This is a genomic window from Bacillus sp. HY001 (assembly GCF_007558965.1).
GTDB classification, from domain to species: domain Bacteria; phylum Bacillota; class Bacilli; order Bacillales; family Bacillaceae_G; genus Bacillus_A; species Bacillus_A mobilis.
Genome location: NZ_VLTE01000129.1, coordinates 15,961 through 40,136 on the forward strand (window position 1 = coordinate 15,961; position 24,176 = coordinate 40,136).

General features: G+C 32.5%; 18 protein-coding genes and 3 pseudogenes. 6 read left to right on the top strand and 15 right to left on the bottom strand.

The features are described 5' to 3' along the window. Positions 1–114 precede the first annotated feature (114 nt). The 10 genes from FOT98_RS29000 to FOT98_RS29045 all read right to left on the bottom strand — a co-directional run bounded on the left by FOT98_RS29000 (position 115) and on the right by FOT98_RS29045 (position 11,769). Positions 115–3,870, bottom strand: a complete 3,756-nt coding sequence (locus FOT98_RS29000) for an ATP-dependent DNA helicase (RefSeq protein ID WP_074585669.1) — start codon at positions 3,868–3,870, stop codon at positions 115–117. Between the two features lie 508 nt (positions 3,871–4,378). Continuing rightward, on the bottom strand, positions 4,379–5,539 hold the full coding sequence (locus FOT98_RS29005) for a site-specific integrase (protein WP_074585667.1): 1,161 nt from the start codon (positions 5,537–5,539) through the stop codon (positions 4,379–4,381). A gap of 63 nt (positions 5,540–5,602) precedes the next feature. Then, positions 5,603–5,815 carry a helix-turn-helix domain-containing protein gene (locus tag FOT98_RS29010; protein ID WP_074585665.1) on the bottom strand — a complete coding sequence of 71 codons (213 nt, stop codon included), beginning with the start codon at positions 5,813–5,815 and terminating at the stop codon, positions 5,603–5,605. A 111-nt stretch (positions 5,816–5,926) separates the two neighbouring features. Beyond that, positions 5,927–6,385, bottom strand: coding sequence for a hypothetical protein (locus FOT98_RS29015; protein ID WP_140384271.1), 459 nt, complete (start codon positions 6,383–6,385; stop codon positions 5,927–5,929). Positions 6,386–6,527: 142 nt separating this feature from the next. After that, positions 6,528–7,616: a hypothetical protein gene (locus FOT98_RS29020; protein WP_074585658.1), complete on the bottom strand. Its 1,089-nt coding sequence runs from the start codon at positions 7,614–7,616 to the stop codon at positions 6,528–6,530. Between the two features lie 139 nt (positions 7,617–7,755). Then, a complete protein-coding gene (locus FOT98_RS29025) occupies positions 7,756–9,588 on the bottom strand; it encodes a hypothetical protein (RefSeq protein ID WP_074585656.1) in 1,833 nt (610 codons plus the stop codon). A gap of 550 nt (positions 9,589–10,138) precedes the next feature. Beyond that, on the bottom strand, positions 10,139–10,444 hold the full coding sequence (locus FOT98_RS29030; protein ID WP_074585654.1) for a DUF960 family protein: 306 nt from the start codon (positions 10,442–10,444) through the stop codon (positions 10,139–10,141). 51 nt (positions 10,445–10,495) lie between these two features. Then, entirely contained in the window at positions 10,496–11,002 is a 507-nt protein-coding gene (locus FOT98_RS29035; RefSeq protein ID WP_080495921.1) for a JAB domain-containing protein, read from the bottom strand. Positions 11,003–11,144: 142 nt separating this feature from the next. Continuing rightward, on the bottom strand, positions 11,145–11,381 hold the full coding sequence (locus FOT98_RS29040; RefSeq protein WP_074585652.1) for a hypothetical protein: 237 nt from the start codon (positions 11,379–11,381) through the stop codon (positions 11,145–11,147). Positions 11,382–11,409: 28 nt separating this feature from the next. After that, on the bottom strand, positions 11,410–11,769 hold the full coding sequence (locus FOT98_RS29045; protein WP_074585648.1) for a hypothetical protein: 360 nt from the start codon (positions 11,767–11,769) through the stop codon (positions 11,410–11,412). A gap of 345 nt (positions 11,770–12,114) precedes the next feature. Here FOT98_RS29045 and FOT98_RS33125 point away from each other — a divergent pair, with 345 nt between their 5' ends. From FOT98_RS33125 to FOT98_RS33130, 3 genes and pseudogenes are all read left to right on the top strand, one after another. Beyond that, positions 12,115–12,282: an AAA family ATPase gene (locus tag FOT98_RS33125; RefSeq protein WP_224742153.1), complete on the top strand. Its 168-nt coding sequence runs from the start codon at positions 12,115–12,117 to the stop codon at positions 12,280–12,282. Positions 12,283–12,558: 276 nt separating this feature from the next. Further along, a pseudogene (locus FOT98_RS29055) lies at positions 12,559–12,801 on the top strand (DDE-type integrase/transposase/recombinase); the annotation flags it as partial. A 29-nt stretch (positions 12,802–12,830) separates the two neighbouring features. Continuing rightward, the gene (locus FOT98_RS33130; protein ID WP_256943799.1) at positions 12,831–12,962 is read left to right on the top strand and encodes a hypothetical protein; all 132 of its coding nucleotides are present in this window, start codon (positions 12,831–12,833) and stop codon (positions 12,960–12,962) included. Positions 12,963–13,073: 111 nt separating this feature from the next. Here the strand turns inward: FOT98_RS33130 and FOT98_RS29060 are convergent, their stop codons facing one another. Continuing rightward, positions 13,074–13,652: a hypothetical protein gene (locus FOT98_RS29060; protein ID WP_074585644.1), complete on the bottom strand. Its 579-nt coding sequence runs from the start codon at positions 13,650–13,652 to the stop codon at positions 13,074–13,076. A gap of 298 nt (positions 13,653–13,950) precedes the next feature. On the opposite strand from FOT98_RS29060, the pseudogene FOT98_RS33135 reads away from it, so the two are divergent. Then, positions 13,951–14,034 (top strand): annotated as a pseudogene (locus FOT98_RS33135) (IS6 family transposase); the annotation flags it as partial. Between the two features lie 38 nt (positions 14,035–14,072). On the opposite strand, the gene FOT98_RS33140 reads toward FOT98_RS33135, so the two are convergent. Then, complete coding sequence (locus tag FOT98_RS33140) at positions 14,073–14,306, bottom strand: DUF6572 domain-containing protein (protein WP_224742188.1); 234 nt, start codon at positions 14,304–14,306, stop codon at positions 14,073–14,075. A gap of 304 nt (positions 14,307–14,610) precedes the next feature. On the opposite strand from FOT98_RS33140, the gene FOT98_RS29075 reads away from it, so the two are divergent. Both FOT98_RS29075 and FOT98_RS29080 read left to right on the top strand, forming a co-directional pair. Beyond that, on the top strand, positions 14,611–16,854 hold the full coding sequence (locus FOT98_RS29075; RefSeq protein ID WP_074585640.1) for an AAA family ATPase: 2,244 nt from the start codon (positions 14,611–14,613) through the stop codon (positions 16,852–16,854). Positions 16,855–16,859: 5 nt separating this feature from the next. Next, positions 16,860–18,899, top strand: a complete 2,040-nt coding sequence (locus FOT98_RS29080) for a nuclease domain-containing protein (RefSeq protein ID WP_074585638.1) — start codon at positions 16,860–16,862, stop codon at positions 18,897–18,899. Between the two features lie 587 nt (positions 18,900–19,486). Here the strand turns inward: FOT98_RS29080 and FOT98_RS29085 are convergent. The 3 genes and pseudogenes from FOT98_RS29085 to FOT98_RS33320 form a co-directional block, all read right to left on the bottom strand. Beyond that, the gene (locus tag FOT98_RS29085) at positions 19,487–21,226 is read right to left on the bottom strand and encodes a GTPase domain-containing protein (RefSeq protein WP_074585635.1); all 1,740 of its coding nucleotides are present in this window, start codon (positions 21,224–21,226) and stop codon (positions 19,487–19,489) included. A 13-nt stretch (positions 21,227–21,239) separates the two neighbouring features. After that, positions 21,240–23,408, bottom strand: coding sequence for a GTPase (locus tag FOT98_RS29090; RefSeq protein WP_074585632.1), 2,169 nt, complete (start codon positions 23,406–23,408; stop codon positions 21,240–21,242). Positions 23,409–23,850: 442 nt separating this feature from the next. Next, positions 23,851–24,152: pseudogene (locus tag FOT98_RS33320) on the bottom strand (tyrosine-type recombinase/integrase); the annotation flags it as partial. Positions 24,153–24,176 lie beyond the last annotated feature (24 nt).

The following is a 24,176-nucleotide window of genomic DNA, read 5'->3' on the forward strand; positions in this document are numbered from 1 at the left end:
ATCATCCAGGCAAATGCTTCGTTGTCCAACTACCTTTTCGGTAAAGACAAAGTAAATTCGATCTTTTTCAAAAGCCTTAAATAATCAATACTTTCTAAGGTCTAATGGATACCATTACTGCATTTTTTTAATAATACTTTCTATCTCCGGAACAGAAATCCCACTTTCTGGCGAGTCTACCGTTACTATTAACGTCCCATTTGGACCGCCACCTTCTTCGAGTGGTAAAATCCCATTCTCAAAGTACCATTGTTTTTTTGCTTCCCAACGCTGTTTATAAATGTCATTCGTAAGCATCCCACAATGCTCCCAGTAATAAGTGATGTCACTATCATCATCAATAATCGTAAAATCTGGTAGCCTCGTTTGACCATTTATGGTTAATTCTTGTTCATACATTGGATCAAGCTGATGTTTTAAAAGAGTTTCATAAATAATTAGTTCTGATTTCGACCGGAGCATCGTATAATCGCTTGCTGCGTGTATAAGGTAGTTAGATAAATATTTGCCTTCTATTTCTTTTACATTTGGTTGTTCCAATAAGTTAGTTAGTCTAGCTGCTGTTTCGCTAAACATAGCCGTAGAGTACTTTTTTAAGTCAATAATGTTATCCTCTTGGAATAAAATAATCACTTTTCCCTTTTGTCTCGTGAGTGCAGTGTATATTAACTCTCGAGATAGGTTGAAACTATTTTTCGGTAAAACTACAAATGTTGTGTCAAACTCACTACCTTGTGATTTATGAATAGTTATTGCATACGCAAGTTCTAGAGTTGACTCCCTTTCTTCTTTAAAATCAGATTGGTAGAAAGTATACTTATAACCTTTTTGGGAAGCGAATTCCACTTCTGTATTTTTAGGTTGGCCTTTGAATTTATGAAATTTATTTTTAAATTGGCCTACAACAATTCCTATTTCACCATTGGCTATATAATTCTGTCCGCCTTCTGGATAGACCCGATTGGAATAAACAGAGTGATTCATGGTATTTATGACTTTATCGCCGTAAGTTATTTCTTCTGTACCTAATGGTTTTGGAAGTTTTGGTGCTCTATACTCCGACTTTAACCATTTTGTATAGTCGACGGTGTCTTTTCGAAACAACTGATGAATCAATCTATTTATTAATAAGGTTCCTTGTTGTGTACCGCGGATAGGACTCAATATTTGCCATTCTTCTATTTTGTCCACTGCTTGTTGAAAGTTAAAGTATTTTCCATCAAATGCCCCTAAACTATTATTAAAGGCTTTTTCATCACCTATATTATTTAGTCCTAACGTTTTGACAAGAACCTGTTTGAGCTTCTCTATAAAGTCATGGTCATCTTTCCAAGAAATTACTTGTAGTTCCGGAAACTCCTTACCTAACATAAGCTCCTGGAATACTTCATCGTCACTAACATCTAATTGTTTCCCGCTAAACCATTTTGCTAACATCATATCCTTTCGAATACTCCCAGCTGTTTGTTCGTCTCTTTGCCTTCTTTGTATAGTTAGCTCAGAATAAGATGGCCCAACTTTAGGAAATCGTGAATCTATGTCATTTGGTTTTAAATAGTTAACGATGTCTACAAATGGCCTACCAGGTCCTATTGGAGGCAGTTGCCGATCGTCACCAACTAAAATATAGCGTTTAACCCCTTTACATGCGTCAAAAAGAGCTGCAAGCATTTCTTCTGTTAACATAGAGGATTCGTCTACGATGACAGTCCCATAGCTTATACATTTTTCTGCTTTCGATCTCTGATAAAGCATTTTTTTAGTATCATAGCGGTTATACTTACTTAAAAATTGTGCAAGTGTGTAAGCTTCAATATTAAGAGATGCGGTTATCTCTTTCATGCGCACTCTAGCCTTACCTGTTGGTGCTAAAAATAATACTCCATCTTTTTTAATTTCTTCTTGTGCACATAATGCAGCTAGAATTGTTGTTTTCCCAGTTCCTGCTGAACCAACGAGTACAGAAAACTTTGATTGAGACAGAGTTTCTAGAGCTGCTGCTTTTTCCACCCTGGCTAGTTCTTCTAACTCATCAAGTTGATCATTCTTGAATTCATTATCAATAATCTTTCTCCAATTTTTTTCTATAGAAAAAGGAGTCGCTGATTTTCTCTTTCTTACCGTAGAATTAATAAGCTTTCCCATTTCATGTAATTCGTTTAACTGGTAACATATTTCGCCTTTATTAAATGTTGTTCTTATAATAATGCCACCAAACATATCTTCAGCGATATCAAAGTAATCTTTTGATACCTGACATTCTGGTAATAAAGGCAAGTCGCGAATTTGTAGTACCAGTTCCTTCTGAGGTAGTAATGTATGACCTTGCTCTGATGCTTTCCTTAATTGCATGACAGTCAATGCTCTAATTCTTTTAGGATTTAGAGGGTCTGTCATCTGTACTTTATTAGGTAACAGTACTGCTTCATTTAACACCTTTTTAGGAAATAGCCCGTAGTCAATTGTCCAAAAGTCAATTGGTTCCTCAGAGTATACTGTTTGTTCGACTAGTAAATATGGATTGTCCAGAATATCATCATCAGAGAGAAAAATCCCGTCTTTTTCTCGTTCTTCTTTAACATATACTTTTGTTGCTTGTTCAATGGTTAAATCAAACCTACTGATTAATTGCAGAAGCGTTAGACGAGTAGAGGCTGAATTTTGATATATTTTCCTCCATAATTGTCGAATCGTATCAGTAACTGTCTTAGCTAAATCTGCAGAAAGCAATTGACTTGGAGAAGCAAACATTTTATTCACTAATTCCCAAACGTTATCATTGGACATTTGCTCTGTTAATTGCTGAGCAATAAAGTGCCCTTTACTAAGACCAAATGCAGTTAGTGCTGAACCTAACCCAGGGTAGTGTCCACGAATTTTTTCTAATTCATTTATTCTTTCATGGAGCCATTTAATTTGAGGTTCCCAATCTCGATTACCTACTCCTAATTGATTCGCTTTTTCTAAACTATTGACACACAAAAGTAACGTTTTAATTGCTGTATCATTTGTCACATGCTCTGTTGCGTATGAAAATTGCGTCAATTTTTCATTTGGTGCTATAACTGCAAGCTCGGCAGGATTAAATTCTGGATGTTCCAACGCATAATCTAAAGCATCGTGATAAGGTAATAAAAACCCATCAGAAAAATCAGGGCGTATACTATGCTGTATCATATGTTCCCAAAGCATCGAGCGAATGCTGCCCTTTGCTTCATACTCATATTCAACTCCATCACTAATATGCTTTACACGCCCCACCCCAATTAATACACGTCCTGAGGTTTCAACAAATGGAACATCCTTTGCATAAATAAAACATAATGAGTTTATTGGCTCCACATGTTCAAAGAAACAATCGAGCAAGGCTTTCTGATTATGATAATCCTGTACCCAAGTAGTAGAAAACTGTAAATCTGGTTCACGATTTATATCATAATCCAAATCGTAAAATAGGGCTTTTTTCTCTGCTTCCTCACGCATCATCCATAAAAATGGCACACCTGCTGCACCATACGCAGGAAAACGTAAAGGAGTCTCTTTAAAATGTAAATATTTATCATTATTCCTTTTCTTATAAGGATGTTCTATCAGTTTCGCAAATGAAAAGTCACTCATGAAAGTGCCTCTTTCACCAACACAACTCGGGAACTGATCTTGCTTTAATTCTCCAATGCTCTTACCAGCTAAACTCTCTTCTTTTTCATCGTCACGTGATAATGCACAATTCTTCAATATTAAACATGAGCTGTTTTCTCGAGGATGATTACAAATTGTACCGTTCCATCGATTGTCATGCCAAGGAACTCTTAATGAAAGATGTTTTATTGGGTATTTCTTATCTTTTTTCAATGTAAGCCCTCCATCCATCCTAATAGCTATTCTGTTCTTTTTTATGTTCCATCATTAGTTGTTTACTTCCACCAGAATCTCTAGAAAATTCAATAAACCAAGATTTCAATTCTTTTTTAGTAGCTATGCCTGTTTTACTTTTATCTCTATATGCATGTAGAAATACTTATATTCTCATATTCTATAATACTCATTAGACCTAAATAAGTCTAATTGAGGAATAAAGTACCAATACTTAAATTATGATACTATATCAAGCTCTCTGAGTAGTTAACTACAATTTAGTTCTTTGTTATCACATCAATTAACTTCTCATAATTAAATTGTATTTTTCAAACACAAAAGGTGTACAAAGTCGTCTCTTCCTAATTTTTAATAACGTTATTAGCGTAGAAATTAGATCTATTGTAATTATTATCAAAACATACGTAAAAAAGAAGAACCTCCGAAGTCAAGGATTCTTCTTTTTCTAATAACATCTTTAAACAAATATTACTTTAAACTTGAGCTGTGGATATTTACAAATTTAATCTAAATTAATTTCTACACGATACTTATCATCCTCACCAAACAACATTTCACCAAATTTGATTGCTGTATCTTTCTGCATACTAGGTAATAAATGGCTATATGTATCAAGTGTAATTCTTACATCAGCATGCCCCAACCGTTCCGATACAATTTTAGGATTTACTCCTTGTAGTAACAACAATGTCGCATGAGTATGTCTCATATCATGAAATCTAATTTTAGGTATATCCGCTTTTTTAATGATAGATTTAAAAACTCTACGAATATTACTTTTATGAGTAGGTGTACCAAATTCTGTACATACCACTAAGTCTAAATTCTTATAAGAACGAACTACTTCTCTTTCACCTCTTATAAATAGCCAATGCTTCTTTAAAACTGCAACTGTTTCTTCAGGTAAATCAATTGTTCGTGAACCTGATCTCGTTTTTGTATAAGGTAACAGTTCTTTTCCATCACTACTAAGCGTTTGAGTAATACGAACACACCCATTCTCAAAATCTACATCTTTCCAACGAAGTCCCAATATTTCTCCTTGTCTCATTCCTGTTGTTAAAGCTAGTAAAAATGCTATATAGTATCTTCCACTCTTTTTAGCATACTTCAAGAACTGCCTTACCTCTTCTACATTCCATACCGTTATTTCTTTCTTAACTGCTTTTGGACGATCTACAAGGGCAGCAGGATTACGAGCTATTAGTCCCCATCTTTCAGCTTTTTTCAATGAATCATTAATTAACGTATGTACCTTTTGAATGTTTTCATCCGACAAAGCTTTTTCTTTCGTTAGCTTGTTATATAGCCCTTGTATAATCATCGGATTAAGTTTTGTTAGTTCTACATCTCCTATTGCTGGAATGATATGTTTTTCAACAATCCATCTATATGTATTTAGAGTTTGCTTCTTTACCTTCGTCATTTTATCTTCTAAAAATCGCTCTAACAAATACTCTTTGTAGAGAATTTTGTTTGGCTGTATATACGTTCCCAATGTTAGTGATTGTTCTAACTCTAACATTGCTTTGTGCGCTTCTTGCTTTGTTTTAAATCCTCTCTTTTTAAATTGTCTTGGTTTGCCGTCTTCTTTTTTTCCATGTGTTAAAATAAAATACCATTTCTTTGTATTTTGATCTTTCTTTACTGTTCTGCCTGCCATTATCCTCACTCTCCTAAATGTACAAGTAAAAAAGCAGCGATAATTTCATCGCTGCTTGAAAGATTAATAACTATTTCCCGTGTACTCTTCTATTTTCATGTTCACTTTAGAAAGCACATATTGTTGAATACACACCTTAGGAATTCGATACGACTTTCCAATTTTAAATGATCTAACTTTTCCTGCTTGTAATAATTCGTATGCTTTATTTCGTCCAATGTCTAACATTTCCATTAAATCTTCTACGTGTACAACATCATCATAATTCTCAAACACAGCCAATCACCTCTTTTCTTAACGTTCAAACTTATAATATATACCTAGAAAATCTATCTTTACTTAAATGTTTATAGAAAATTAAATGTAATTATCTTTCGTTATTCTATATTAAAAAGCTTTATTCAATATATTTTTAGAAATATCTTTATTCCTTATTTTCTTTCTAAAATCACCTAAATGTATAACCGTAATGTCACCATTTGGATCATTTTTCTCTATAAATTTTCTTAGTTTCTTTGAATTCCCATAATATAACCACAATTTATTTTCGGTATGAACTGCTTTCAATTTAGCAATCGATTTTTTACGCAAACCCCCGTCTATTGATATCGCCCACTCAATATGTCCTAACTTATTTATCCAAATCACGTCAATATAATCACTTTTGTTCACATTATAATTTTGTAGTTTCATCCTTGCTCCTTCATACCCAAAATCTTTTCCTAGACCAATCACATAATTACATAGCTCTCTATACAATTCATCACTTTTGTTCACATCTTTTAACAGTACATTTATTCGTTTAACTACCATATTTTTAATAGCTAAAATGTCATTCTTATTCAATTTAATCACCTCGTCGTATTTTATAACTTTTAAAAAACAAAAAAGAGATGTTTTTTCTACAAAGCGTAGCAACCATCTCTTCATCACTTTCATTATTGTGCTGTTTGCAAAGGACTTTCTCTCCTATAACATTTGCAGGCTTTTAATCGTCCACTATAATACTAGACTGTGTTTCTTGGTAATCTTTGAAATAATTCAAGATATCCTCTCTCAGATTTGTTAATTTTGATATTCCCCACTCTGAAGGTAAAGCAACTGGATTAATTTCTAGATTTCTAATCTGATTTAATCTTTTACTAAACCAATCTGCAGCTTTTTTAGCATCTGGTTGCATCTCTATATATTTCATTCTAGCCCTCCATATACTCCCTTCTTGATTAATTAATTTATAGCATTTTCGCAATGCAACCCTTTGAATTTGACATGAAACCTTATTAATAATCTCCATACCTTGATCATAGGTATAATAAGTTCCACCGCCCACAATAAGATCATAGAAGTACATAATTCTTTGCTGGGTTCGCTTTATGTCTAAAAATGATAAAACTGAATGATCCTTTGTTTTTATATAACCCCTTACATCCCTAGTTTGAATTTCTAAACGAAATTTCCCTCTTAGCTCCTCTAGATTGTTATATTGCTTCTTTGTCTTTTTTTGTTTACTACATTGAGTTATATAACGATCGTACCAATTAATCCTAAAGTTTTTCCCTATAATGTATACATTATTTTCCGCATCAAAATATTGTAGAGCATTTGAATTACACATATAATTTAGCAAATTTCCCTTTTTAAACAAGAACATATATTTAGAAAGTAGTAGCTCATCTACTTTTAAATCAATTGCATCATCGATTCTTTTTACTTTCCAATAAAATAGATCTGGAGCATCCAGACCTATTTTATTTCTCAATATGCAATTAAATCGATGCCGAACAATTACAAATTCATGGAGATGCGTCACATCATTGTAATTGCCTTCATCTACCAACAACTTTGGTCTTAACAAAATTTCAATTGCCCTATAACCATATCTCTTATTATTTCTTAATCTTATTTCTTTAAGTCCATATTTCGCTAAACCATAAGTAATCAATGCATTATTATCACTTCCTTTCTTTTTATGAATAGGGCTTAATGAGTTACTTCTTAAAAATAGATCTAACGCATTAACAGCTGCATCATACTCACGTTTAGTAAGTTCCCAAGTAATGTACATAGTATCAATCACTATACAAACGCCTCCTATCCTGTAGAGCAGAGAGAATGCAATGGTACAAAGAGTGTACGCGGAGGGGGATATATAATTTAACTCAAAGAAATGTTACATACAAAATAAAAAAGTACACGTTAAAAAAACGTGTACTTTTTTATTTTTCTTTCTGTTCTTTTATGTATTCTTTCGCTCTTGCCCAATCCATTCTAAAAGCCTTTATAGAAGACTTAGCTACATTTATCGTTTTCTCTATGGTACCAACTTGAATTTTTTTCATTTCTTTATCAGGATCTGGTTGCAATATAACTCTATTTTTATATAGTTCTCCATAAATTTCGCTTTTCACTCTTGAAGAACTAATTTTTTGTTGATTATCATTCGGTATCTCTTCAATCCTCTTAAAAATATTGTTTGGAATGTATAGAATTTCTTCACTTTCAAACCATCCTACACTATTAGAATGATCAAGTGAACTATCGTTTTTATCCTGAGGTTCATTTTCTTCTAGCAATTGAAGTAAGTGTTCAAGAAAATAAATAGGTTTAGCTTTTGTATGCTCTGTATCCATTGAAAAAACAGTTGTACTTTTATGCTTAAAAACTTGTAAAGCTTCTTCATGATAATGCTCTATCATTTTATCATCTATTACTTTAATACTACTTCCGTAATGTAGTAACAAATTGAAACCAACTAATAAAAGTGAATCCATGTGTATTTTGTTTATATCATATTCTACATTGTCTTTATTAAAAAAGTCTTGGTAACCTTTATAAAGTTTAACCAGTTCCTTTCTAATCTTCTCTCTTTTTTTTATATCACTAAAAACTTTAGCAAAAAAATTAATGAAATGCGCGACACATGTTGTAAACGATTCAGGGTTTAATTTAGCTTGATTTAATAATGATGTCTCAACTTGAATATCGCTTATATTCAAGTTCAAAATGAAATCTTGATTGATTTCATCTTCGTTTAACAATAAAAACATATTCTCATTATTGTAATTATGTAATAATTTTCGGGCCATGGATATTTTCTGATTCTGCTTCTCAGTATTTATAATAAAAACACTATCGCGAATTTTTGATGACATACTTCGAAATTCTTCAATACTACACGGGCCATTAGAATGAAATGCTGCATTAATACTTTTTATGTTCGGCTGCCTATCATATAAATTACAAAAAATATTTGCAAGTTCAACTCGATTTAAGTCGCCATTATTCCCAGTAATACATATACAGAACTTGTTTAAGCTTGACTCACTATATTTAATTAAACTTGTCACTACAGAAAGAAATGTATATGCCAACAAAGGTATTGTTATCTTCTTATCCGCAATATCTATCATAGCCATCGTATCTTGAAAAGCTTTTTCTGGTAATATATCCTTATTCATCTTTAGTTTATACTTAGATAGCAAATTTTTGTCATATATAATAGAGTTACTTTGAGAATCCGTAACAGGTACATACCCCCATTTACCCCAACATTTTATCCATCCCATTTGATCTGTGTATATAATTTTCGATTTTTTCTTCAATTTTGTTTCTGCATATTCACGCATAACAAGGAGATATTTATTATATTTTTTTATCAGGTTGCTATTAATATTTAACCTAAGCCGCTTATCAATAATATTCGAAGTCAACCAATCTGCTTTCTCTAACACTTCTGTTCGTAAATCAATGTCAAAAACATCATATAATCGCTCATTTAATTTTATAATTCGAATTCTTAATCCTACTTCTTTTTCCTCCCTACCATTTGAATAGTATATCTTATGAGTTGGGTATATAAAAAAATTATTAATCACCTGATCGTTAGGACCTGTAATATCAAGATTCCACCTTATCGACATATTGATTTTATGCTTTTTAAAAATACGTTTAAAATCTTTACTAATCCCAAAAATTGCTTCTCTTTCATTTCGTTCGAGTCTTTTACTTTCTAAATTGTTATATAGCTTTTTTGTTTTTATAGTGTCCATTTCAAACTCCCCAATAAAATTTAATTACTATGTAAACAACATTACAACAGGAATGAAAAAACCAGATAAATAAGAAATATACATAATTATCATAATAAAATTATATTTATCTTTCTATATAAAGTTCCATATTGTAATATGTAATCTTGTAATTCTGTAATATTTAACGGAAAATAATCCTACAAAAAAAGAAAGGAACAGGTTATTTGTTAACTGTTCCTTCTGTAGTTTATCTATGAATAATATATTATCATTCTTTTCTAGTGTCTCTACTTACTCTTCTTCCTTATTTACTTTATAAGCTTTTAGCAGTTAATAACTACATTTCAATGTAATCTCTCTTTTCTAAATAAAATAATCCTTCCACTCACGAAGACAACAAGAAGCACATAAGTGAAAAGAATTCTTTCCATCACTTCTATATAAAATGTAATTTAAATCACTTATCTTTCTTGCCAATTATGTGTAAAATAACTTTAATCACTTCAATTAAGACTTCACTTGATTTAAAACTCATCCTTTTCACCCCTATTTTTATTGTTGTATCTTATCAGTAATCTGATGGTAAAAGCATAGTTGCATATTCTCCACTATCTACTAACCAGACTTTACAGGTAATCTCCTCCTTAGAATTTAACTTAAATTTGTATTCTAATTGCAAAGGTGGATAATCTTGTGTATTACATACGAGTTGATGTTCATGATCTGATCGCAACTCAAATACTTGCAAGCAGTCCAGTCGATCTCCAGCAGCTTTTCGACAATCAATAATAAGCCATAAAAATTGTTGTAATTCTAATGGAATTTTATTCTGTACCGCTTTTGTAGCATAACGCCCCTGATTTACATCAAACATATATGTCATTTCTCCTTTTATTTAAATAACATGGATAAATTATATTTCTTCTTACATATGCCCTTTTTCTTTAAGTGAAGTAAAACTCTCCTCACAAACAATAAGATGGTCTAACACCTCTATACCTACAACTTTTCCTGCTTCAATGAGTCGTTTTGTAACTTCAAGATCTTCTCTGCTTGGAGTAGGATCATTACTAGGATGATTATGCGCCACTATAATTGAAGCAGCATTTGAAATAATCGCTGGCTTCAGCACCTCCCTCGGATGTACAATACTAGAATTTAAACTACCAATATGACAAACGTTGATAGCAGTAGGCTGATTTTTAATATCCAGGCATAGTACAATAAAAAACTCTCGATCCGCTCCATCTAAAAATTGCTTAAATAGCAAACTTGCATCTTCTGGAGATTTTACTCTTCTTTCTTTGTAGAGAAGACTGCTCTCTTTTACCATTTTTAGTTTTACGATGTCGACTCGTTTTGCTGGTTGATTCATACCGACAGGTGATTCTAGTACTCCTTGCTTTCCTGCTCTAATCTCACGATATATCATTTTTTCTCCTCCAATCATAAGAAAAGGGTTGCTCTTCATCTGAAAAGCAACCCTTTTATCTATTAATTCATATAAATAATATATATTTATTAAGTTGAAGTTTACCGTACTCTTGTTATCTTCTGTATAATAAATCTTTGTATTACAATTGAAAAGTTTCATCTTTCATGTTTTTTTTAGGTATTTTTTCATACAATTCTTTTTTTACTTCTTCTGGTAAATCCTTAATAAATTTTATAAACGCTTCCGCCAATTCTGGTTTATTATATTCTTCTTCATTGACATAATCTAAAAGTTCATCCAAACTTTCACAATTTTTATCATAGTATAAGTGTCTTAATCCTTCTTTTAGAATCTGAAGAATATCTGCAATATACAATATAATCTTCCTTTCATGTTTTCCTATTTTATCCTAACTCATCTTGAACTATGGCAGGATACACAGATAATATATCTTCTACTATACCTTTTACAGTTATTTGTGTTTCATTGCTTATCCTTTGTAACTCTTTGTAATGCTTACTTTTAACCTTTAGGCTGTACAGTGCAAACTCCTTATCAATTACATATACTTCTTTACTTCTTTTGTAATACCCATTTACTTCAATATCTTTTAGTGACTTTTTTATAGATTGATTCACAAGTTTTTTCATACTAATTTCCAGTTCATACGCTATTTCCTTTAACTCATGATAATGTCCCTTCGACAAGCTCACCTTCACGGAGTAATCCTTTTTATCCCAAAGATCCATCAATAATTTATCCAATAAAATATATCACCTCTCTTTATCAATATCATTGGCATAGTAAGGAGGGATTATTCATCTCTTTTTTAGCTCTTTTTTATCCCCACTCTACAATCGAATTTTTGTAGATAAACTCGGTTAATAAATTACTGCTATTCCAAATAAAATAAATACTTTATTTTGTTACTTTATAAAGCTCCTAACAAGATCAATAAAAAATATTTTTCTAATCCCATACATCGATGATTTTAAAAACCTTATTACGATATATCTCTAATTTGTTATAAATATCATTATTTCTTTATCATAAAAATAATAAGATATACACTAATTAATGGATAAAGATTACAAAGGGGATGAAAAATATTGTATATTACAAACGTACTTATGAAAGGTTTTAGAAATTTCAAAGATACAAAAGTAAATTTTAATGAAAAAACCTTGATTATAGGAGCAAATGATATTGGTAAATCTAATCTTATTTATGCACTTAGAATATTACTTGATAAAAAAAATTATCTGAAGCTGATTTAGAACCAAAAGATTCAGATTTTTATGTTCACGAAAAAACAGATGAAATCTTCATACAATTAAAATTTGAGCAAGTAACAGAAGACTGCATTGTTGGTAAAATCGGTAAGTATGTAAGTGATACTGGTATTTTATATTTAGCCTATCATGCAATACGTGAAGCTACAGGGGAGAAAAAATATCAATTTTTCATAGGAGCATCAGAAGATGATTTGCAGGAAATTGAATCCCGATTCTATTTAAAGGTTTTAAACATGGATTATATTGAAAGTAGTAGAGATGCCTGAAGGCATACAAATAAGGCAAGTTAAATATCTCAATAATATAGTGGAACAGAATCGCCGTTTCATTAAGAAACGTGTGCGTTCTATGTAAGGATTCAAGTCGTATGAAACAGCCACTTCTATATTGAGTGGTGTTGAAGCTATGCATATAATGAAAAAAGGACAACTTCACCGACAGGTGAAATCTGTACAAAATGAAGTGAAGTTCATACATAAGTTGTTTGGAATTGCCTCATAATTTGTAATTAAACAGACTGTGTAGGTTCCATGTCTTTATTAAATGATTTTTGCACCAGAACCGCATACACTATTCCTGCAGAAGATGGCTTACTTGAAGAATTAAGAGAAATTAAAAAGATGAGTAATGAGCAATTGAAAGCAGCTCTAGAAATTAAATAATTATTGTTAATCAAAGAATTAAACAACTTATTACCTCGGCACAATTAGTAAACGGGTTAATTACGAGAAATAACTGAAAATTCCCCTCTATTAAAACGAGGGGAGTTTTTGTTATTCAATAATTGGACGATATATTCCGTTATAGTATATTTCAATTCTAGGAAGTTTTATTATTATGTAATTATTATCCGAATAATCATGGTCGGACAAAATTTCCTCATACTCTCTAAAAGATTGAACTAAGTCCTCATTTGCTCCGTGTTTTTCAGCAAAAACAGTCAAATCCAGTCCTGAGTTCTCTACTTTAGTTATTACATAAGGCCATTGGTCGTTATACTGACCAGCATGATTATTAATAAAGAAATTGCATCCAGCTTCAGTTATAGAATGAGATCTACCTTTTTTTGTGAAGGATTTTTTTGCGATAATATGTTCTACAATAAACTTTACAGCACGTTGACCTATTTCTACATTTTGGCCACCTTCTAGCTCTTCACGTTCTAAATCTGTTAGAGAATCTGGAAAATCAGTGTGCTGCATAGATATTTCAATATCATCAGGGTCAAGACGCCATAATCTATATAATTCCCCTTGATGTATAGATGCAGAGCCATTTTGGACTAGTGCTAATAGTTCCTTTTCATATTTTTTATCGTAAAGCCATCCATTAAGTAATTTATTTATCTCCATATTTTCCTCCTACTGCATAATAGTTACCTAATTTATACAATAACAGTTTAACTAAGTCTATAAAACGATATTTTTATAATTTTATATACTCCATCATATTTTTTACTAAAATGAATAGATTATATGATGTTGACATGACATTTTTATTCGCATAGTTTCAAGGGAACACCAATCGTATCCCTGTATCGACTATTTTAATACTTATCAACATTACTAAGAAAAAGCTTTCGGATAAGGAATGGAATCAGGAAGGAACATGTTTCCTCAATACCTCCCCCGTAGCAATCCAAGAGTAAAAAAAAAGAGACAACTTCACCGACAGGTGAAGTCTGTACAAAATGAAGTGAAGCTCATACATAAGTTGTTTGGAATTGCCTCATAATTTGTAATTAAACAGACTGTGTAGACTCTATGTCTCTATTAAATAATTTTTGCACCAGAACCGTGTTTTCTATATGTCTTAATAACAAAGTTATATCCTTTTACTTCGAGACACCTTTCATACACTTCGTCGCCCTCTATGAATCCTAAATATAGATTAATCTTTTCTTGTATTAAATCAATATGTTCTACTTCGCTAGCTTTACGGAATTTATCAGCCACTTTTTCTATTATCTCTGCTAGTTTATCGAATTCCGTTAGAATCGTGAACATTTTCGGTTTCGCTTCGTTAAACATTTGATAGTTTAAAAGCTTTTAATTGTAATTTAGCTTGATATTACTCATTCCACCAAGTTTATTGACGGCTTTTCTTTCATTCTTTCTTTCAATCAATTATTTTGTTATCAGTTCAGAATAATGTTACCTATAATTTCTGCAAATGATTAATCAAGTGAAAAAAACATTATTCTACTAATGGGGCACGTACATGAATAATTTTATGATAAAATATCTCTATGATAATTGGTATTATCGAACTATACAAAAAATATAATTAACTATTTTTAGGAGTGTTAAGATGGTGCAAAGTATTGCAAAAGATTCTTTCACAAAGGAAGAAGTACAGAATTATGAAGACGCTTTAAATTCACTTAAATATTTCCTTCTTGAAGATAATGATGAAATAAAAGTAGAGCACGTGGACACAGTTTATGAATTTTTAAGCCATAGCACAAATACAAAAAGACAAGATAAACAATTATTTGCACATTATTTACAAGACATACCGCCAGGAGAAGTAAAAAAGATGAAAATGGTATTAAAAAAATTAAAGAAAGGCATTAAAGAAAATACACAAGGTCCTGTTGAGGAAAGCAAGAAAAAATTAATTGAATATGGCGTACTTAATTTTTGTTCCGCATTTCTAACAAAGCCTTTGCTTCATGAAGAAAAAGAAATGATAGCAATAACAGAAAATAGCCTCAAAGATTCAGAGATGAAAACAATTATTAATCAAACACAGCTCCACAATAAGGAACCTAAACGCTATGACGAATGGTTATCAACCGAGGCAGCACAAGTTGTCACGGAATTAAGGACAGCCGATGAAAACAATGAATTATCAGCACTTCACGTAAATAAATTTGTCAAACTGTTCAAGAAATACTCGCAAGGAAGACTATTATTTCATATCAATGGCTATATACAAACAGAAGAAACAGTTCGTATATATGGGACTCCTATGGAATGGACAAACGAAGGCATTGTCCCTCTAAATCACCCATGGAAAATTGAAGAGTGGTCGATTTCAAGAAATAATATTAAAGCACACAGAGTTGCACATTTAAAACAGAATGATCTCGTATTAGTAAATTTTAGCGGTACACAAAATACTCATTTTTTAGCTTCTTTACTATTCATCGACTTTACAACGGCTGAAGTTGTGCCACTTTCTCTTGAACAAAGTTTGCAAGAAATAGGCGGTACAGCTTTTGTGAAGCAACTAAAAGACAATATGAGTGTAAATACATCGGAGGAAATAGAAGCAATTATTATTCAACGATTACTAAATGTAAATCAAGAGTTGAAAAATCAATTAGAAAAAGAGCAACAAGAATTCGTACTTCAACAACAAAAACTTTCAGAAGAACAACAAATGTGGAGACGTATATTCTATAAAATTGAGCAAGCAATAGCATTTGAACAAAAAGAAGCAAAGGTTGATGAAGTCCAGATACACCCTTATAAAGAAGAAACTTTTTGCAAGCAAGTACAGTCACTTCTTTATCATAATGATGAGGAACAGCTAATTTATCAAGAATCTACACTAAAAAGCTTCATTCATGCTCTTCAAGCAAATGTTTTAACCATTTTAACAGGTCCGTCTGGGACAGGAAAATCTAGCATTGTACAAGCATTTGGTCATGCCGTACAAAATGTTGCTGTCCGTATGATTCCAGTTCAATCTAGCTGGACAGATACACAAGATTTAATTGGATATTTTCATCCGACCGATAAAACTTTTGTACCAACGCCATTTATGGAGGCATTAGCTGAAGCATCGAAAAATAGTAATAAGCTATTTTTAATTTGTTTAGATGAAATGAACCTTGCTCATGTCGAATATTATTTCTCCGAGCTACTTAGTGCCCGTGAAGAAAAAAATCCTGCATTACGTCTATATGCTAAACGTCACTACGATATTGCGAAAATCATTTGTGATCAAGGTTGCGAAGATGTAGAGCGTTTACGTAACGCACAAGAATTAATTGAAAACTACCAATCGACATTTAAAATTCCTAGTAATGTTCGTTTTATTGGAACTTTGAACATGGACCATACGGTTAAGCCATTAAGCCCTAAAGTGATTGATCGCAGTTTCATTATTGAGATTAACCATTTGTCCAAAATACAAAAACAAAAAATTATTGATACTATATCAAAAGAAAAATTAACAGGGAAAATCGAGATGGATGCAACTATTTTTTCAACAGTACGGAATGATGAGGAAAGTGTTAAAAAAGCAGTTAATATACTGGAAGATATTTCATCAACTTTAAATAATTATCCCAACGCATCATTAAATAGCCGTGGTTACAAGCATCTTCGCAAAATGTTACAATTTGCAGACCTTGAAGAAACCTCACTTACTATATATATCGATTCATTAATTTCGGGGAAAATACTACCTAGAATCGATATCCCAAAAGTTGATTTGGACTTGATTACACAGAAATTCGTAGAAAAATTATCAAACTATCCAGTATCATCTCAAAAGTTCGAGAAAATGTTAGCAACAAATCGAATGGTTAAGTTTTGGTGATCCATATGAAAATTATACATATAGTGTTAAAAGATAGAGAGATACAAGCATACGATGAACTTACTAAATCAGAAGGTATCTTTCTAGCCAGTGAATATACAAAAAAAGATAAAATGACTGCTCAAATTGGCGTCATTGAGCCGGCCGCAAGTAAAGTTTTGATTGAACAATTTAAGCAACCTGTCGCTACTTTAACAAAGGACAACAAAACGAATATTTGGTACCACAAGCCATCGAAATGGTTAGCTGATGGTTTTGAACAATCAACAGATAGTATTTTTGGCATTAATGCTGGTGGTAGTTTTGATATTGTAGCATATGATGTGGACAATCTTGAACTAGCTCGAGCACAAGTAAATATTACACCTGGCACTATATCAATTAAAGAATATGCATTTATGCAACAGGAAGTACGACGTTTATTCGAGCTATTTTCCTATGATTTAGCGAGAGAAAGCATAGACAACAAAAATATCTTAAAACAAACACAAACAAAACTTTTTAATGTTTATAAACTGGAGGAAATACTGAACGAATTTAGTGATTGGTTTCTACAATTAGTGCAAGAACCTGCTGAACAACTTATACATACTACAAAAAAAGTTGCGCTAATACAATTGAAAAAATGGACACCAAAAGTTATTTTAGAGCAAACGCTTCGACCTGATCATAAAGTAAGAGCGAATGTTATTGAAAAATCAACAGCAATCGCGGAGCATGGAATGCTCCGCTTGATGCTTGAACAGATAAAACAACGTATAGATTGCGAATCACAAGCAGAAGAAATTTTAATAAATGAATTGACAGATGAAATTGTACAGCTATCACAAGTAATTAAAGATAAAACAAATCATTTGCAAGAAGCAATTTTAGCACTACAACAAGTTGTAAAACAAGATTTAATAACGCTAAAAGCACGAAAATCTATCTGGTTCCAATTAAATTCTGATGTACAAAAATGGCTAGATGAACCACTAATGGACGTATCACCAGTAGAAATAGAAGAAACTCACGTTTTTTCTATGAACCCTGTTTATAGTGCTGTTTATGATTCCTATTTAAAGTTTAATGAATTACAGCCTAAACTTTTTGAAGCCATCCGTCCTTTTATTCAGTCAATTTTAAAATCACCAACATTATACGAAATTTGGATTTTTTTAAAAATTACCCAACAACTGCACCAATGGGGCGTTAATACTGATGGCTTAGTGACCGAGATTTATAAGAATCATGAACAGCATAAAGAATTCAAACAGTTCAGAAAGCTTTTTAAACTACCTAATAATCCATTTGACATTGCACTTTATTATAATTATTCCTTCGGGAACGAAAAGAAAATATGCCCAGATTTCATCATAGCTTTCTACATCAAACAAACCAGAGAATGGTTTTTCCATACACTGGATGCAAAATATAAATGTTACAGTATCAATAAACGCAGTGAACGTTTATTAGAAAAAGATTTAAAAAATTCTGCTCAACGCTATTTAAATGTAATTAATGAATTAGCTCAAGATAACATTACAGCTCAAACAGCCACACTCATCCATACAGATGTACAGGCATTAAATTGGAATTTGCAAGAAGCAAGTATTAACCCTACTAAAGCTATTCATCAATATGCGCATTTTCACTTTACACCTAACAATACAAAAAATTTAAACATTTATTTCAAAAGAATTTTGCATGAAGCATCACATGTAGCAAATTGTTGTCCCACATGTGGCAGAGAGACGCAAGGTCAAATAAGAAACGAAGTACAAGTTGGTGATAAAAAGAAGTGGAAAACAATTTATATTTGTCAGTTTGATAAAGAAGTGTGGGTGGGGAACTATTGTGGCAGATGCTTTAATAATAGACGTGGATTAGTACCATACAACATGAAATCTATACAATGGCGAGCACGACCATTATATAAATATGCTAAAAGTAATTACAATGTACAAGTGGATGAAGATTGGGATGTTCATTGTCCACTTTGCTATAAAAATTTTAATGGTTCTAAATGCATAAAACCATCATTATTAAATGGAAACTCTAGGTAATTGCTTCCCGCAATTTATCGTCTTCCATGAACATCCTGGCCAAATCATATCGCAGCGTGATGATCTCCTGTAAGATGACAGAGTACCGATAATCAATGTCTTCTACATAACAGTCTTCGAAAATTCGGGCGATATTCTCGAGTTTTTATCATCTTGCTCAACTATAGACAATAGCTGTGATGCTTTCTTATAGTTGAGCAATCTCTTTTTGTAACTAATAATTTAAGCTGATGGAATAGCCAACATTAAACTATCTGAAAACTAATTCTTATTTTCTATTAGACTAATTAACGCTTCATAGATAATGAACTCATACTGGTGTTATCCGTTCAACTACTATCTCTTTCGAAAATAAACCCTTTGCTTACTAACCAAAAGAGGAAAATTCACTAGTGCTTCTATTAATTTTTTATTATTTGGTATACCATTACATCGTGTATAAAAGCAATATTAAAAGGCATGAGTCCGATTCAATATCGAACTCATGCCCAGAAGGTTGCATATGATTCACGTCTAACTTTTTAGGTTCAAAAACAGTCTATTTAATTTCTTTTTTGGACTCCACACCACTAGCAACAAGTATGAGATTAAACTCCAATGTTACTAATTTTCGTGCGAACCCTATCAAGTAAGTTGCTTATTTGCTCAACAGATTGTTCTTTCGAGATTTCTGTTTGACGAATTTGGTTCTGTTCTTGTTCAATGAAAGTCAATTCATTTTGGAAAAATGGGAATATCCCTTCCTCAATGTTTTGTTCGAATTCCTTGCGAATGTCCTTTGCCACTTGGCGGAATTCATTTCTTATATCTGCACGAGCTTCTCGAAGCTGTTGATTATGCTTAACTTCATCATACTCTTCCTTTGCAGAAAAGAAGATATCTAACACTACCCCAGCGATTGATAAAATTGGTCCGAGCTTATTAATGAGCTTAGTTAATTTCGTTGCTCCCCAAGGCTTAAACTTTACACCAAATGACTTAACGACATTAACAATTGTCTCTTTAGGAACACCCGTTGCAAATTTCCCTAACTGTTGTAAGGCATCTGGTGTCTTTCCAACTAAGGAATGAACCTTCTTCTTTTCTGATATGTCACGTTCTGAAAGCGAGTGTGATTTAGCGCTCTTTGCTTCAAATGATTCAATAGTTGCTTTTCCTAAAGAAGATTCCTGCAGATTTTTTAGTTCCTCCTGTAAATACTCCATTTCCTTTTCAAGCAATGCCTGTATTTTCTCAAGAGATTCTTGTGACTCCTCTTGAATAAAACGTTCCGTTTCCTGTATAGCATTATTTACGTCTTCCGAACTGTGCTGCCCATCTACTTTTCCTGCTACATTTTCACCTACCATAATAACCTGATGCTCTAATCGATTCAACTCACTTTGAATGCCATTATGTAAGCGAATCTTTGTCGAACGAATCAAATTGGCTTTTCTTCTTAACAGCTCAAGTAAATCTCGTTCATTTTTATTATCTGTACTCAAGTAATTCAACGTCTTTTCAAGCACCTCTGAACTCTTATGTAATGGCGTTAAAAGCCTAGCTGTGAGCTGATTATTAGCAATCAGGTTTTGTATAGAATCTAAAAAGCTACTAAAATTAGACTTTTTCTCTAAATATTCCTTTTCTTCCTCATCATCCTCTTCTAGCTGAGCTTCGAGATAGCAGTTTGCATCTATAAAAGACGTATAAAAATCCTTAGGATGATACGGATCAATAACTTCAAGGATTGATTTCTCTAATGTCTTAGGAGTTCCAGCTTCACGACTCATTTTGTTAATTACCAATATGATTTGTCCACTACGCTGCATATCATGGGTTAATTTTCTAAAAAATGCTCCCCCTTGTGGATTAAAGAGCTCATTTGAAACAACAAACACTAATAAATCAGATTTTGAAATTTGCTCCATTGTTCTTCTATCGTGATCTAAACGCCCTGCATAAATACCAGGTGTATCAATAATCTCAACTTCTTCCCAGTTATAAGTTTCAGTAACGTCCGTCATAATTTGAGCACCGACGTTTAACTTTTTTCCTCCTACTTGATATACCTGTACAAGTTTTTGTTCGTTTTCTACTGTTTTATACTTTCTGTATATAAATTTTGCACCTATTAGAGCTGCAATAGTTGATGATTTACCCGCATTATATTGTCCAATAAAAGCAATCCTTAATTTCTTTTGTTTTTTGTCCTCTTCTATGAAATCCCTAAACTCTGAAACTATTCTTTTTATTTCATCCTCTTCTCTTACAGCTATGATGTTTGTAATTTCTTCTATAAGAGCGGCAATATCACTCATATGTTTAGAGAAAGCTAAATCATTCATCTAAAAAACTCCTTTAGGTAAGTTCTATTTTCACATTACATAATCGCTGAGCAAGACGAATATTGACGCCTTTTCTTCCAATCACAAGCCCCTTTATCGAGTCAGATACTGAAATCTTCGCGGTAACTCTTTTACCATTGTTTACTATCTTTACTTGATTAGCATCTATTTTTGCAGGGAAAAGCGCTTTAGCCACTTGTACTCGTAAATTAGCTTCCTCACTCAACAATGTCACTTGCTCGCCACATATTTTATCCAATCCTGTTTTAGTAGAACCATCTAGGTACCATTCTGATGGAACGATAATTTTTGTAGCTATTCCTTGTTCCCTAGCTATACTTTTTACATGACTTGGTTCACAGTCAACCCCCTCAAGTCTTAATAAATGAGCAAAAAGATGTTTGTTTAATCCTTCTTTTAGCTGATTTATACTAGTTGCCTTCTCTAGTAATTGATCGGCAACAAAAAATAAAGCATCTATATAGCTTTCCACCTTATCTAGCATCTCACGTTTACCTTTTTGAGTAATGTTTTTATAAAAATATGATTTATAGGCACTATTAGTCTTACGTTCCAATTCTTCAATATGTAAAAGTAAATTTTGGTTTGCCTCATTTTTGGCCTTTATCCATTTCCTTGATTCATAATCACTCATTAACCAACTGAAAATACCTACAGCCACACTTGCCCCTAAAGCAATCCAACCAACTGGATTCCACACATTTGCAGCACCCCATCCAGCTGTAGCCGCAATAAAAGCTCCTGTAGACAATCCAGACAAACCAACACCACTCCATTTTAATATCTTTCCTATTTGGCCCTTTTTGAACTCACTCATATTCTTATTATCTAATTGAATGGAATTAATATCATACTGATATTGTCTCGTAAATTCTGATAAATAAGTTTGAAGGTCAGCAATGATTTCCTTCATATGATTATTCATCGTATTTTCTATATTTTTGCTTTGCTCTTTAAGGTATGCTTGTAAGACAGAATGTGCATCTTTCCTGCCAATATATTCATCAACAAAGTAAGGAATCCATTGCTTAATGGGTGCATAAAGTTTTTCAATACACCGTTCAATTCTCTCGTTACTCTCTGGTATAAATCGGTCAAAAAAACCTTTTAATTCAGCTCTTTTTTTCACCATGAATAGGGCTTGCGAACGAATCAGTCGTTGCTCTTCCCTCAGCATTTTTTCAATTGTATCTACAAAATGAATGGTGCTATCATAAAACGTTAGTACACGACGGTGCTTCCCACTTCGATTGATTTCTTCGGTAATCTTGTCATAAACAGTATCGAGCATACTAATATCCCATAATCCCTGTGAGACATCGCTTAACTCTTCCCTTGTACTAAGAAATGCTGATTGAGCATGTATCCAGATAACTTCAACTGTGTCAATATGTAAGTGTTTTTTCACATAACTTCGAATGTGCTTACGATGCTCATTCAACCGTTCATAATCAAATACCTTCTCCGGTCTTTTTAAAAAACGACGAATTTCCCTACCATCAGGCTGTTCAGTTTCCTGATTTAATAGATTATGCTTTACATTCATGACAACGAAGAAATGCTTATTTAACTCTTGTAACCTGCTCATCTCATCAAATTCTCCTGGCTGCACCGAATCATCGGACGTAAGAAACAAAATCATATCCGATTGATCAATAACATCATGGGCCTTATCTGTATCTTTATCACCTTTAAATGCCTCAAAACCTGGTACATCTAACAACCTTAGTCCATTCCAATTGTATTCAAGAATATCTCTTGTTGTCCGTTGAGCACCTTTTCCGATGGTTTCACCATTTCCGTGAGACAAAGCTTCACGAATTGTACTCTTCCCAGCTTTTGTTTTTCCAAATAAAGAAAGTGTAAAGGAATTTAAGTGTCTTTGCTTCTGATCCAGTGCTTTCGTTAATTCATCTAGCCCACCCTTAAACTGTATGCTAATCCTATGTATCATATTTTGAAGAGTCGCTGAAAAATCAAAATTTTTAGCATCTTGGTCCATCATCAAAACTTCGTATTTATCATTAAGCTTTTCTTCAAGCTCTGTTAATAGTTGTAGTAATTCATCTCGGAATTTCATGTTCTCTCTGTATACTTGACTTGCAGTAGATGAACATTGCTCTAACACATCTGTCACATTTCTTATCACATTTTGCGCCATAATTCTCCCTCTATAAAGTAAATAGTTATTTTTTTCTATTCTATCATAATATTTCTTCTTTTTTCACAGTACATATTACACCCATAAGAAATTGACTAAAATTTGGTCAAGATTCTGGTCAAGAAATTTCATTTTTCTACATTGCAGAATTTGCATAAGAAAATACAAAACACTCTATAAACCCTTGATACAACTAGCTTTACGATCGATATTCCCGAAACGTAAAATACATGTTTCTTATCTTGACAAGGTGGAGGTCTTAAGTTCGAGGCCAGTAGGGTTCATAATTGTAGAAACCGTGTCAAATTAACGTTTGATGCGGTTTTTATTTGTTTACTTTCATACTTTATAACACCAGTGGTCACAGAATTGGTCACATTCCCTACAAAATCTGTTCTATTTTGTTAACAGCATATTCTTACACCGTTGGCAGCAGTACATGTTAATAAGTGTCTAATGTGATTTTGATATTACTATGTCCTAGTCGCTCGGAAATCACTCTCACATTCACACCTTTAGCCAATAACAAAGTTGCATATGTATGACGTGAATTATGAAATCAAATCTTTGGCACAGCCGCTTTCTTAATCAAAGCATTTAAACTTCTTCTAACATTAGCAGGATTAATTAGCGTTCCAAAAGGATTACACATCACCAATTCATTGTCTTAGTATTCCTCACCTTGACTCAGCTTCTCTTTCAATACGACTGCTATATATATTTCTTTAGCTTTGCAACTGTTGATACATGAAAGATTGATCCCTACTT

Excerpts from the sequence above, each read along its gene's own strand:
- FOT98_RS29000 (WP_074585669.1), bottom strand. The coding sequence starts at position 3,870 with ATGGATGGAGGGCTTACATTGAAAAAAGATAAGAAATACCCAATAAAA.
- FOT98_RS29005 (WP_074585667.1), bottom strand. The coding sequence starts at position 5,539 with ATGGCAGGCAGAACAGTAAAGAAAGATCAAAATACAAAGAAATGGTAT.
- FOT98_RS29025 (WP_074585656.1), bottom strand. The coding sequence starts at position 9,588 with ATGGACACTATAAAAACAAAAAAGCTATATAACAATTTAGAAAGTAAA.
- FOT98_RS29030 (WP_074585654.1), bottom strand. The coding sequence starts at position 10,444 with ATGTTTGATGTAAATCAGGGGCGTTATGCTACAAAAGCGGTACAGAAT.
- FOT98_RS29035 (WP_080495921.1), bottom strand. The coding sequence starts at position 11,002 with ATGATATATCGTGAGATTAGAGCAGGAAAGCAAGGAGTACTAGAATCA.
- FOT98_RS33130 (WP_256943799.1), top strand. The coding sequence starts at position 12,831 with ATGTCTTTATTAAATGATTTTTGCACCAGAACCGCATACACTATTCCT.
- FOT98_RS29060 (WP_074585644.1), bottom strand. The coding sequence starts at position 13,652 with ATGGAGATAAATAAATTACTTAATGGATGGCTTTACGATAAAAAATAT.
- FOT98_RS33140 (WP_224742188.1), bottom strand. The coding sequence starts at position 14,306 with ATGTTCACGATTCTAACGGAATTCGATAAACTAGCAGAGATAATAGAA.
- FOT98_RS29075 (WP_074585640.1), top strand. The coding sequence starts at position 14,611 with ATGGTGCAAAGTATTGCAAAAGATTCTTTCACAAAGGAAGAAGTACAG.
- FOT98_RS29080 (WP_074585638.1), top strand. The coding sequence starts at position 16,860 with ATGAAAATTATACATATAGTGTTAAAAGATAGAGAGATACAAGCATAC.
- FOT98_RS29085 (WP_074585635.1), bottom strand. The coding sequence starts at position 21,226 with ATGAATGATTTAGCTTTCTCTAAACATATGAGTGATATTGCCGCTCTT.
- FOT98_RS29090 (WP_074585632.1), bottom strand. The coding sequence starts at position 23,408 with ATGGCGCAAAATGTGATAAGAAATGTGACAGATGTGTTAGAGCAATGT.